General features: G+C 44.8%; 11 protein-coding genes. 7 read left to right on the top strand and 4 right to left on the bottom strand.

What is annotated here, in order from left to right:
- Positions 1 to 26: 26 nt before the first annotated feature.
- Positions 27 to 755, top strand: a complete 729-nt coding sequence (locus L1D55_RS15835) for a tRNA (adenine(22)-N(1))-methyltransferase TrmK (protein ID WP_239918090.1) — start codon at positions 27 to 29, stop codon at positions 753 to 755.
- A gap of 104 nt (positions 756 to 859) precedes the next feature.
- Here the strand turns inward: L1D55_RS15835 and L1D55_RS15830 are convergent, their stop codons facing one another.
- Positions 860 to 1,804, bottom strand: coding sequence for an acyltransferase (locus L1D55_RS15830; protein WP_239918089.1), 945 nt, complete (start codon positions 1,802 to 1,804; stop codon positions 860 to 862).
- A 331-nt stretch (positions 1,805 to 2,135) separates the two neighbouring features.
- Here L1D55_RS15830 and L1D55_RS15825 point away from each other — a divergent pair, with 331 nt between their 5' ends.
- The 3 genes from L1D55_RS15825 to L1D55_RS15815 all read left to right on the top strand — a co-directional run bounded on the left by L1D55_RS15825 (position 2,136) and on the right by L1D55_RS15815 (position 4,555).
- Positions 2,136 to 2,936, top strand: a complete 801-nt coding sequence (locus L1D55_RS15825; RefSeq protein WP_239918088.1) for a ferredoxin--NADP reductase — start codon at positions 2,136 to 2,138, stop codon at positions 2,934 to 2,936.
- A gap of 68 nt (positions 2,937 to 3,004) precedes the next feature.
- Positions 3,005 to 3,337 carry a DUF1971 domain-containing protein gene (locus L1D55_RS15820; protein WP_004740404.1) on the top strand — a complete coding sequence of 111 codons (333 nt, stop codon included), beginning with the start codon at positions 3,005 to 3,007 and terminating at the stop codon, positions 3,335 to 3,337.
- 222 nt (positions 3,338 to 3,559) lie between these two features.
- A complete protein-coding gene (locus tag L1D55_RS15815) occupies positions 3,560 to 4,555 on the top strand; it encodes a 2-hydroxyacid dehydrogenase (protein WP_239918087.1) in 996 nt (331 codons plus the stop codon).
- A gap of 93 nt (positions 4,556 to 4,648) precedes the next feature.
- Here the strand turns inward: L1D55_RS15815 and L1D55_RS15810 are convergent, their stop codons facing one another.
- The 3 genes from L1D55_RS15810 to L1D55_RS15800 all read right to left on the bottom strand — a co-directional run bounded on the left by L1D55_RS15810 (position 4,649) and on the right by L1D55_RS15800 (position 8,558).
- The gene (locus L1D55_RS15810; protein WP_004740402.1) at positions 4,649 to 5,521 is read right to left on the bottom strand and encodes a patatin family protein; all 873 of its coding nucleotides are present in this window, start codon (positions 5,519 to 5,521) and stop codon (positions 4,649 to 4,651) included.
- 215 nt (positions 5,522 to 5,736) lie between these two features.
- A complete protein-coding gene (locus tag L1D55_RS15805) occupies positions 5,737 to 7,188 on the bottom strand; it encodes a catalase (protein ID WP_008215909.1) in 1,452 nt (483 codons plus the stop codon).
- Between the two features lie 200 nt (positions 7,189 to 7,388).
- Positions 7,389 to 8,558: a glycerate kinase gene (locus L1D55_RS15800; protein ID WP_239918086.1), complete on the bottom strand. Its 1,170-nt coding sequence runs from the start codon at positions 8,556 to 8,558 to the stop codon at positions 7,389 to 7,391.
- A 426-nt stretch (positions 8,559 to 8,984) separates the two neighbouring features.
- Between L1D55_RS15800 and yiaK the strand changes: the two genes are divergently transcribed.
- From yiaK to L1D55_RS15785, 3 genes are read left to right on the top strand one after another with little or no spacing between them, the layout of a single operon-like run.
- Positions 8,985 to 9,986, top strand: a complete 1,002-nt coding sequence (gene yiaK / locus L1D55_RS15795) for a 3-dehydro-L-gulonate 2-dehydrogenase (protein WP_239834139.1) — start codon at positions 8,985 to 8,987, stop codon at positions 9,984 to 9,986.
- A 24-nt stretch (positions 9,987 to 10,010) separates the two neighbouring features.
- Positions 10,011 to 10,499, top strand: coding sequence for a TRAP transporter small permease (locus L1D55_RS15790; RefSeq protein WP_116871241.1), 489 nt, complete (start codon positions 10,011 to 10,013; stop codon positions 10,497 to 10,499).
- Entirely contained in the window at positions 10,499 to 11,779 is a 1,281-nt protein-coding gene (locus L1D55_RS15785) for a TRAP transporter large permease subunit (protein ID WP_061032108.1), read from the top strand. The genes L1D55_RS15790 and L1D55_RS15785 overlap by 1 nt, the downstream gene beginning before the upstream one ends.
- Positions 11,780 to 11,783 lie beyond the last annotated feature (4 nt).

The following is an 11,783-nucleotide window of genomic DNA, read 5'->3' as shown; positions in this document are numbered from 1 at the left end:
CTCACCTTTCCAACGATACGAACCTTATGAAGCTAAGTAACCGACTGCAAACTCTCCACACCCTTGTCAGTAATGACTACCAACACATTTGGGACTGTTGCTGTGATCATGGCTTCTTGGGTGTTCAACTGTTGGCGGATAACAAAGCCCCTCACATTCACTTTGTCGATATTGTTCCATCTCTAATGAACGAGCTAGAAAGCAAACTGGCGCGTTACTTTCCACAAAGCGAGATGACACAACAAAAAGTCACTAGCCAATGGCAAGTCTACTGCATGAATGTCTCTGCAATCCCATTGGAAAAACACACGGGCAAGCACCTGGTCATCATTGCAGGAGTCGGTGGCGATCTAACACAGAAGCTTGTGGACGATATTCACCGCCAGCATCCAGACAAAACGATCGACTTCTTACTCTGCCCGGTTCATCAGCAGTTTGAGCTAAGAAGCCACTTAAAATCGCTCAAGTTCGGCCTGATTGATGAGGTGTTGATTGAGGAGAATCGCCGCTACTACGAGATTTTGTTGGTCAGCAATAACCGAGGTGAAAGAGTAGATACTCCGACAGTAAGCGAGATTTCAAACGTCGGTGACAAGATCTGGACTCCAAACAACGATGAGCAGATTAAGGTATCTCAGCAGTACAAAGCTAAAACACTGCAGCACTACTTGCGTATCCATCAAGGGCAGGAGAAACAAGGTAAACCTAGCCAAGTGAAGCATATTATTGATGCCTACCAAGCGGTTAAACCATAGTAAGTACTAACTTGATTGTTGAAGGTCAAGAAAGTCGAATCAATAAAAAAGCCAATAGTTCAATGAGCTATCGGCTTTTTTAATACTATTCATTCAGTTTGATCTTACTGCTCTTGTTTCTTATAAAGCTTATCAGCCTCATCAACTGTCTCTAACTCAGAAGGCTTATCAACCCCATAGACCGTATCAAGATAGGCGTCTTTCTCTTTCCAAGTGTTGTTTAACCAGCTATGGAAGCGACGTTTAAATGCCTTATCTTCGAAGTAGTTACCATTCACGTTCTCATCCATTGGATGCAATTTAATACGCACAACGACCTTAGTCATTTTGCCTTTCAACATATCTTCAAACGGAGAGGTTTGGTTTTCAGGGTAAGCTAAAGTCACATCCACGATGCCATCCAAAATTGGACCCATTGCAGATAAGGCAAAAGCCACACCACCCGTTTTCGGCTTCAATAGATGGCGGTAAGGAGTTTTCGCTGACGCAAGTTTCTCGTGGTTTGCACGAGTCCCTTCAACAAAGTTGACCAATGTTGTCGGTGCTAATTTGAACTTAGTACACGCTTTATTGATTGCATTGAAGTCATCATTACGGCGTTCAGGGTTACGTAATAGAAACTCACGAGAGTGGCGTCTCATGAATGGCATATCTAAACCCCAGCATGCCAAGCCAACAAATGGTACGTACAGCAATTCGTGTTTCAAGAAGTACTTAGTCATCGGCATTTTGTCTTTTAAGATCGAAGACAAAATCACAATATCCGCCCAGCTTAGATGATTCGACATCATCAAATACCACTGCTTGGTCGAAATATCTTCCCCCCCTTCCACTTGCCATTCGATGTCGTTGTTGGCGTTCAACATCCACAAATTAAGAGAAGCCCAGCACCAGAATATGAAGTTAGCTAAGCGAGTGCATGATTTTTGAATGACAGAGATTGGCAAAATAAGTTTGATTAGGGCAAACAGGCTCACAGCCAATGCGGTGAATGCAGTATTAATGGTCACGAACAATACGTTCAAGGCCATACGAAGATTATCAAGCATAAAACACAGTTATATTGAGAACGAAAGCCGCCATTATACGCATCTATAAATTATTCTCTTCAGTAATTGGTTGAATATCCTAGGGGTCAAACCACTCAACCTGTTTCAACGATATTCAACTTGCCAAAGCTTATTAAAAAGAAACCAAAACACATAATGGCGTCATTTGGACACAATTTTAACACTGTCTTTTTGACAACATTTGATCCAACAATCACCCTCAAAGTCAGTATTGATAAGCATTCTCATTATTGGCATGGTACATGCAACTCTAAATTGTAAATAGTTGAGTATCCTTAATGAGATAACTTCTCTTCTTAAAGGTGATGATATGACAGATATTCCTCATGGTTTAGTCACAGGCAAAGTCCTAAACAAGACAGAATGGACAGATCAATTGTTCTCACTCCAAGTCAGTGCACCTGTCTCTTCTTATCAAGCAGGTCAGTTTACTAAGCTTGGTTTGCTCAATAACGAAGGTGAGTTCGTGAGACGTGCTTATTCCATGGTGAATGCACCAGAGCATGAGCAAGGCCATCAACAGCTAGAATTTTTGATTATTAAGGATCAGAACGGTCAGCTCTCGCCTCAACTTCACGAATTGCAAGCCGGCGATGACATCTTTGTCGGGAAAGACCCAAGTGGTTTTATGACATTAGATGAGATCCCAGAGATCGCCGACGATCTATGGATGCTTTCAACCGGAACCGCGGTAGGCCCATTTATCTCAATGCTTGAGAGCATGCAGATACAACAGGGTGAGTTGGCTTCAGAGAAAGCCTCTTTATTCAAAAATCTGGTTCTGGTGCATGCCGTCAGAACAGAGCAAGACCTGACTTATCGAGATCGTATCACTCAACTCGTTGATCACTTTCAAGGGAGACTTAAATATGTGCCAATTATTTCTAGAGAATCAGTTACCGGAACTTTGCGCGGACGAATCCCAAGTTTGTTACTTGGAGGCGACCTCGAGCAAGCCGCGTCTGTCACTTTCAATCAAACCCGCAGTTTCTTCTACCTTTGCGGCAATCCGCAAATGGTTCGTGACACAAGTGACGCGCTAACAAGTTTAGGTTTCGAAAAGCATCTACGCCGAAAGCCTGGTCAATTCAGCAGTGAAAATTACTGGTAAAGATAGGCCACCTAAAATACCGAAGTATCTATTTCAAAGAACAGTTAAAGTTAAATAAGAGGTTTTATATGAGTCATTTACGTATTCCTTCTCACTGGAAAATCCAACGTTCAACACCGTTTTTCACTAAGGACAACATCCCAGCAGCATTGCTCAATCATCACAATACGGCTGAAGGCGTGTTTGGTCAGATCTGCGTAATGGAAGGCACCGTCACTTTCTATGGCTTTGCCGATGCAGAAGCGACAGAACCAGAAACCGTTATCACTATTGAAGCCGGGCAATTTGCCACAAGTCCACCTCAATATTGGCATCGAGTAGAACTGAGTGACGACGCGCAATTCAACATTAACTTCTGGTCAGAAAAAGAGACCAAAAAAATGTTCAATACTCGAAAGTAAGATCGACTCTGCATTGATGAACTTATAAGCAAGCTACATCGTAATGTGATTTTTGATGTTCAGTAAATAACAACAAGAGACCAAATAACCATTGTAATTACAATGACTAATGGTGATAGACAAGACAAAAAAACTCTAGCACACTGAACGGAGTTGTTAGTTTTTACCCCTTATCAAATAAACATAATTGGGGTATTCATTTTTTAGGTAAGAGAGGAAGCCATGCTCAACATTGCTTTTTTTAGCTCAAAATCATACGACGAAAAATCATTCAACCTTGCGAAAGGCGAACTCAACGCTGAGTTTCATTTCCATGATTTTCGCCTCACCACAACCACAGCGAAAATGGCACACGACAACGAAGTGGTTTGTGCATTTGTAAACGACGACCTATCGCGAGAAGTGCTAGAGATTCTTGCACAAGGCGGTACAAAACTGATTGCAATGCGCTGTGCTGGCTTTGACAAGGTCGACCTAGACGCAGCCAAAGAGCTTGGCTTGCAAGTGGTGCGCGTTCCTGCTTATTCACCAGAGTCAGTAGCAGAGCACACTGTCGGCATGATGATGTGTTTGAACCGTAAACTTCACAAGGCATACCAACGCACTCGTGATGCAAACTTCTCTCTAGAAGGCTTAGTTGGCTTTAACTTCTACGGCAAAACTGTGGGTGTGATTGGTTCCGGTAAAATTGGCCTAGCGGCCATGCGCATTCTGAAAGGCTTGGGCATGAACATCCTATGTTACGACCCATACCCAAACCCACTAGCCGTTGAGCTAGGCGCTAAATATGTAGAGCTAGACGAGCTTTACAAAGAGTCTGATGTGATTTCTCTGCACTGCCCAATGAGCAAAGAGAATTACCATCTATTAGACGCGACTGCATTTGAGAAGATGAAAGACGGCGTGATGATCGTCAACACTAGCCGTGGTGAACTACTGGATTCCACAGCAGCTATCGAAGCGCTTAAACAGAGTAAGATTGGCGCGCTTGGTCTGGATGTGTATGACAACGAGAAAGAGCTGTTCTTCCAAGACAAATCGAATGACGTAATTGTTGATGACGTGTTCCGCCGTCTATCGGCTTGTCACAACGTGCTATTCACAGGTCACCAAGCTTTCTTAACCAAAGATGCTCTGTTCAATATCGCGAACACAACCCTAACCAGTGTTGATGCTTTCTTTGCAGGCAACACCAGCGGCAACGAACTCGTCGAATAACTGACTGAGTTAAAAACAAACTAGCTCTACAAATACAAAGCCACGCAGGTTCTTAAGAATAGCGTGGCTTTTTGGTTTATCTCAGTATCAAAACTAGATGCAGAAGTGGCAGTCCTCGATATCTAAACCATAGGTCCCTTTGCGAATCGCCAAGTGTTCTTCCCCTGCTTTCAGGCCCATCTCATAACCTGCATCCAATATCGCTTTATCCATAGTGAGTCGCTTAACCGCGAACGCCTCAGGTGGCGCTATCACCTTAATGGTCGCATCTTCTGGCGGATTACGAATGAACTCCAAAGACTGGTTATAGTTTTCAGCACGTACCGCCATCGACTCTGCAATGTTTGGGAATTTCTTTAACAGCTTTTTCAGCATCCATTGATACTTCTGCGGCTTCATTCGGTAGCTCAGTGGGTGAGAAAGAATCACAGTTATCTCACGAGCACCACGGCGATAAGCTTCACGAACTGGGATTGAGTCCGCGACCCCACCATCGGTATAACAACCACCAGAGAAACACGGTGTTTCACGATAAGCGATAGGTAGGGCAGTTGTTGCCTCAACCACGTTCGAGAGATTTTCTGGCTTGATGTGATAGTAGTCTGCACTGCCTGTGTCAACGTTAGTCACCGCTGCAATCAGTGGAATGCTTGAAAATAGCTCTCCACAATCCAGTGGGTAACGTTGGTTTGATTCATTCCATAACCACTTCACGTCAACCAAGTTGCCACCTTTAGCGAAGCGAGCTGGATTAAAGAACGTTTTATCGGTCGCCATCGTGGTAATCACACTGTAGCTGCGTTTTGGCGCCTGAGATAAGTAACCAACCAGATTCGACACACCCGCAGATACACCAATCGCAAAATCATAAGGACGAAAATCATCTTGCATAAAGGCGTCTAATACTCCGGCTGCAAAGATGCCTCTCATTGCCCCACCCTCAACGATTAATGCACTTTTACTCATCTCAAACTCTACTACTTTATAAACTGATAGCCATAGGATAATCCCACCCAAATCATAAAGATAATGGGCATAATTTATTACTTCGATAGGAAAAAGCTATCGTTAGGTAATAGGCTAAGATTCAATAACTTAATTACTTATTTAAAACAGGTAACAAAAAAGGCCATTGAGTGATTAACTCAACGGCCTTTCATTTAACGAATCAAGCCAATCGATTATGACTTAAATTCACTCACATCGATTTCAAGCAGCTTACCAATACCTTCACCGTATGCTGGGTCAGCCTTGTAACAGTGTCTTAGGTGACGCAGTTGAATCTCTTTAGGCACGCCGCCTAAGTTACGTGCTGTGTTATCGAACAGGATTGCTTGTTGTTCTGCAGTCATTAAACGGAACAAATCACCCGGTTGTGAGAAGTAATCTTCATCTTCACGGTGGTCCCAATGCGCTGCCGCACCGTCAAGATTCAATGCTGGTTCTGCAAAATCTGGTTGCTCTGCCCATTGGCCTTCATTGTTTGGCTCATAACCTAGTGTGCCACCAAAGTTACCATCAACACGCATCGCACCGTCACGGTGGTAGCTGTGTACAGGGCAACGAGGTGCATTCACTGGAATATGCTGATGGTTCACACCTAAACGGTAGCGCTGCGCATCACCGTATGCAAACAAGCGACCTTGTAGCATTCTGTCTGGAGAGAAGCTAATACCCGGAACCACGTTAGCAGGGTTGAATGCTGACTGCTCAACTTCAGCGAAGAAGTTCTCAGGGTTGCGGTTAAGCTCTAGCTCACCCACTTCAATTAATGGGTAGTCTGCATGTGGCCAGATCTTAGTAAGATCGAATGGGTTGTAAGGTACTTTTGCCGCATCCGCTTCTGGCATCACTTGAACTTTAAGTGTCCATTTCGGGAAGTCTTGGTTGTCGATGCTTTCTAGCAGATCACGTTGATGACTTTCACGATCTTCGCCGATCAGCTTCGCTGCTTCAGCATCCGACAAGTTCTTAATACCTTGCTGAGATTTGAAGTGAAATTTAACCCAGAAACGCTCATTGTCACTGTTGATAAAGCTGAACGTGTGGCTACCAAAACCGTGCATGTGGCGGTAAGTAGCAGGGATACCACGATCACTCATTACGATAGTGATTTGGTGAAGTGCTTCAGGCAGAGAGGTCCAGAAATCCCAGTTGTTCTTCGCACTACGCATGTTAGTGCGTGGGTCGCGTTTCACCGCGTGGTTTAGGTCTGGGAATTTAAGAGGATCGCGTAAGAAGAACACAGGCGTGTTGTTGCCCACCATGTCCCAATTACCTTCTTCAGTATAGAATTTCAATGCAAAACCACGGATATCACGCTCTGCATCAGCCGCGCCACGTTCGCCCGCTACTGTCGTAAAACGTGCAAACAAGTCGGTTTTCTTGCCAACTTCAGAGAACAGTTTTGCCTTGGTGTATTTGGTAATATCGTGGGTCACGGTAAATGTACCGTAAGCACCTGAGCCTTTCGCATGCATGCGACGCTCTGGAATCACTTCACGATCAAAGTGAGCCAATTTCTCTAAAAACCAAACATCTTGTAGAAGCTGTGGGCCACGTTTGCCCGCCGTTTGAACATTCTGGTTATGAGCAACAGGACAACCCGCAGCTGTAGTTAGTTTTTTACTCATGGTCTATTCCTTAAGGTAAAAGATATCGCATCGTTGCCATACCTTCGATTTAAGTGGATTCAATACTTTAAAAACCACTAAAATAATATGGGTAAAGAATAGACCTGAGTGGCCGGAAAATATAATCGTTTATATTTATCGTTGCTATCTATAAAACCTATCGAACAGGTGAGTTAACTAAGCCACTGTATTACATTACTTTATTTAACAATCGCATGACCTAACTTCAGCGTTGACGCGATATTTCTTGCTGTTCTGGTTAGGTTCAATTCGGCTTCTCGTAGCACTTGTTCAAGTGGCTGGGGAGAACGTACAGTTCCGAATAGACTGGCCATCTCACCATACAAAGCCTCAACTTGAGTTCCCAACGAGCCTGCAATCCCAATCGTCGGAATACCTTGTAAACTCGCTCGCTTAGCAATCCCATACGGTGTTTTTCCTTGCAGGGTTTGATTGTCCATCTGCCCTTCCCCCGTAATCAAAAGGTCAGCACCTTTCAATATCTCATCGGCTTGTAATACATCGAGCACCATCTCAATGCCTGGTTTAATCTGCATGTTGAATAGCAAACTCAGCCCCATCGGTGTGCCACCAGCCGCACCACAACCAGCACGTTCGTAAATCGACTGTTCACCTTCAACACAGCCTTGTGACTCAGCGACTCTAGCAAAGTGAGCGAGGGCCTTATCAAGAACCAAAACTTGTTCCGGAGTTGCTCCCTTTTGAGGGCCGAAGATATGGCTGGCACCATTATCACCACACAATGGATTATCAACATCGCACGCGACAATCAGTTCGATATCCTTGTAGCGCGAATCTATGCCAATTAAATCAATAGAAGCTAACTTAGATAACGCGGCACCGCCTCGGCTGAGCTCTTGCCCTGTGCTGTCGAGCAACTTACCACCTAACGCTTGAACAATCCCCGCGCCGCCATCGTTGGTTGCACTGCCACCTAAGCCAAGAATAATCGTTTGCGCGCCCTGCTTCATCGCTTCTAAAATGAGCTGACCTGTACCGTATGAAGAAGCCACCTGCGGATCACGCTGCTCTAGCGTTAGTAAATCTAAACCCGACGCCGCCGCTATCTCAATCAGTGCCGTTTTTTTCGAAGTTCGTGCAGATGGCTCAAGCATCGCCCATTGCGCGTTTACAAGTTCACCCAACGGCCCTTCAACCTGAGTTACTCGCTTTTCCCCTGATAAACCTTTGAGCAAAACATCCACCGTGCCCTCACCGCCATCAGCCAGAGGCAAGGTCACGTAATCCGCGTCGGGGAAGACTTCACGAAAACCTTGTTCAATACACGCCGCCACCGATACAGCCGATAAAGATTCTTTAAACGAGTCTGGTGCGATAACTATTTTCATAAAAGCTGACTCCAACACTTAACGAAGATTTACCAACAATAATTCCAAAACAACAAAACCACTATATAAAAGAGAAGCCAACAGTGCGCATTTCCCTCTCTGAATTTGACCACTCCCTCAGATTTCAACACCACTATTTTATATTCAGTAAAGTTACGGTTTGCTCGAATTCCATAATTTGACAAGTTTATTCCCACAAAATTATCGAATTTCATTCGATTTAGTCTTTGAAACCTGATCCTGGGCACGCTTTTTGTTCCGCATTATGGAATTTAAGAATCTTTTTGTTTCATTTTTTAACTCGTTAACAGTTATTAGAGAAAAACTTAATAAGAAAATAAAGCGCCACTTTGCTCACAGTATTAATTTGGAATCTCAACAATAATTCATTCCGCATTATGGAATTTACATTATCGGAGAACAGAGATGCCTTTAGTATCCACTGAAAAACTACAACAAGAATATGAACGAATCCTACTAGCTCGAGACATGAAACCAGAGATGGCAACCAAGCTTGCCGCGGGTTTTGTTGAGATGGCTAATGAGGGTACTTATTCGCACGGCATCAACCGTTTCCCAGTGTTCATTGACCAAGTAGACAAAGGTCAAATCAAGCTTAACGCAGAGCCTGAATGTGTGAACAGCATGGGTGCACTTGAGCAATGGGATTGTAATTTTGGCCCTGGCGTACTGAACGGTCTTATCTGTGCTGAACGTGCAATGGAACTGGCTCGTGACTACGGTATCGGCATGGTGGGTATGCGTAACTCGAACCACTGGATGCGTGGCGGTGCATACGTTCTGAAAATGGCTCGTGAAGGCTTTGCTGGTATCGCATCAACAAACTCAATTGCAGTAATGCCAGCTTGGGGTGGTAAAGATCACCGCGTTGGTTCTAACCCTCTGATCATGGCGATCGCAGGCGATCCACCAGTCGTGGTTGACTGCTCAATGACACAATTCTCATACGGCCAACTGCAAAACTTCGTACTTGCAGACAAAGAACTTCCTGTTGTGGGTGGCTTCGACAACGAAGGCAACCTAACTAAAGACCCACACGTACTTTGGGAAAACAAACGTCTACTGCCAATGGGTTTCTGGAAAGGCTCTTCAATGGCAATCGTGCTAGACATGATGCTAACCGCAATCACTGGTGGCAACTCTGTTCCAGCACTAACAGAAGACATGGGCGGCGAATTCGGCGTTTCACAATTCCTTATCGCGATTGACCTAAGCAAAACAATTGGTGAAGGCCAATACGCACAAGAAATGAAGCGTATCCGTGACTACGTCTTGGCATCAGAGCCAGCAGAAACAGGTTCAGTAATGATTGCAGGTTCTGAAATTCAGAACTTCATCGACAAGCACGCAGCGGCTGGCGGCATTGAAATCAACGATGGAATCTGGGACCAAATTACGTCTCTGTAATTAGCCTGAGGTGGGGAAAGCTTTATGCAAAGTGTATTTAAGAGTATTTGGAAAAGTATCGACGTCATCATGGCCGTTATTCTGACTTGTATGATTGTACTGGTCTTCACAAACGTAGTGCTGCGTTACGGCTTTTCCTCTGGTCTTCGTCCCTCTGTAGAACTATCTCGCCTTGGTCTTGTATGGATTGTAATGCTCGGTGCAGCCGTTGTGCTGCGCCGAGGTGAGCACCTCGCTGTTGCGGAATTTTCTGAACGACTTTTCCCTAAAGCAGTGCCCGTACTAAGACGAATTTGTTGGGTGGTAGTACTGGTTTCAGTCGGCATGCTTTACATCGGTTCTTACCGTCAAATGATGTCCAACTGGTCAGATATTTCTCAACTTACAGGGCTTCCTTCAGCATTATTTTATTTAGCTGGCGTGGTGTCAGGCGTGTTAATGGGTGTGATTGCGTTTGTTCGAATCTTCAACCCTGACTGGCAACTAGATAGCTTAGAAGAGGAGAAAGAATAATGACGTTAGCCATTTTCTTATCGGTATTGATTGTCTCAATCTTACTTGGTCTTCCTGTTGCGTTTGCACTGCTATTGTCTTCAATGGCATTGATGCTGCACATGGATTTCTTTAGTGCGGACATTCTTGCGCAGTCTTTAATTAATGGTGTCGACAGCTTTACGCTACTCGCAATCCCATTCTTCCTAATTGCTGGTGAAGTAATGGCGTCGGGCGGCTTGTCACAACGTATTGTTCGACTAGCTACTACGTATGTTGGTCACCGCCAAGGTGGCTTAGGTTACGTAGCCATCATGACTTCGGTTCTACTTGCCGGTCTTTCAGGTTCAGCGGTAGCAGATGCAGCAGCATTGGTAAGTATCCTTTACCCAATGATGAAAGCAGCTAAATACCCAGAAGCACCATCAATGGGTCTGCTCGCGTCAGGCGGCATCATCGCCCCAGTTATCCCACCTTCAATTCCACTTATCTTAGTCGGTGTTGCTGGCGGTATTTCAATTAAAAACCTTTTCCTAGGCGGTATTGTTCCTGGCCTATTGATGGGTATGACATTGATGTTTGTGTGGCGCATGACGGTTCGCAAAGAGAACTTAGCAACCTCTGAGCGCGCAACCAAAGCAGAAAAACGCGCAGCACTTAAAGATGGTATCTGGGCTCTATTCTTGCCTGTCATCATCATTGTGGGTATCCGCTTCGGCATCTTTACCCCAACAGAGGCGGCGGTTGTCGCAGCAGCGTACGCAATCTTCATCTCAACGTTTGTTTATAAAGAGCTAACGCTAAAGAGCTTCTACCACATTGTACTTAATGCTGGCCGCTCTACAGCAATGGTTATGTTCTTGGTGGGCTGTGCCATGGTGGCAGCTTGGCTAATTACTGTCGCTCAATTACCACAACAGCTTGCTGAAATGTTAGGTCCACTGGTCGATAGCCCTCGACTACTAATGGCCGTAATCATGCTGCTTGTTCTGTGTGTTGGCATGGTGATGGATTTAAGCCCGACCATTCTTATTCTGGTTCCGCTACTGATGCCTGTTATCAAAATGGCTGGAATCGACCCAACTTACTTTGGCCTGTTGTTCGTTATCAACTGTTCAATTGGTCTGATTACGCCTCCAGTAGGCACCGTACTGAACGTAGTGTGTGGTGTAGCTCGAGTGCCAATGTCGACGGCTGTGAAAGGCGTACTACCCTTCATTGCTGCATACATGGCCCTACTCACACTGTTTGTCATCTTCCCTAGCATTATCACTGTGCCAATGTCGTATGTCATTGGTTAATCCT

Source organism: Vibrio sp. Isolate22, from assembly GCF_022398115.1.
Lineage (GTDB): Bacteria > Pseudomonadota > Gammaproteobacteria > Enterobacterales > Vibrionaceae > Vibrio.
This window is presented reverse-complemented; position numbering and strand designations above follow the sequence as displayed.

Excerpts from the sequence above, each read along its gene's own strand:
- yiaK (WP_239834139.1), top strand. The coding sequence starts at position 8,985 with ATGCCTTTAGTATCCACTGAAAAACTACAACAAGAATATGAACGAATC.
- L1D55_RS15825 (WP_239918088.1), top strand. The coding sequence starts at position 2,136 with ATGACAGATATTCCTCATGGTTTAGTCACAGGCAAAGTCCTAAACAAG.
- L1D55_RS15805 (WP_008215909.1), bottom strand. The coding sequence starts at position 7,188 with ATGAGTAAAAAACTAACTACAGCTGCGGGTTGTCCTGTTGCTCATAAC.
- L1D55_RS15835 (WP_239918090.1), top strand. The coding sequence starts at position 27 with ATGAAGCTAAGTAACCGACTGCAAACTCTCCACACCCTTGTCAGTAAT.
- L1D55_RS15800 (WP_239918086.1), bottom strand. The coding sequence starts at position 8,558 with ATGAAAATAGTTATCGCACCAGACTCGTTTAAAGAATCTTTATCGGCT.
- L1D55_RS15820 (WP_004740404.1), top strand. The coding sequence starts at position 3,005 with ATGAGTCATTTACGTATTCCTTCTCACTGGAAAATCCAACGTTCAACA.
- L1D55_RS15830 (WP_239918089.1), bottom strand. The coding sequence starts at position 1,804 with ATGCTTGATAATCTTCGTATGGCCTTGAACGTATTGTTCGTGACCATT.
- L1D55_RS15810 (WP_004740402.1), bottom strand. The coding sequence starts at position 5,521 with ATGAGTAAAAGTGCATTAATCGTTGAGGGTGGGGCAATGAGAGGCATC.
- L1D55_RS15815 (WP_239918087.1), top strand. The coding sequence starts at position 3,560 with ATGCTCAACATTGCTTTTTTTAGCTCAAAATCATACGACGAAAAATCA.
- L1D55_RS15790 (WP_116871241.1), top strand. The coding sequence starts at position 10,011 with ATGCAAAGTGTATTTAAGAGTATTTGGAAAAGTATCGACGTCATCATG.
- L1D55_RS15785 (WP_061032108.1), top strand. The coding sequence starts at position 10,499 with ATGACGTTAGCCATTTTCTTATCGGTATTGATTGTCTCAATCTTACTT.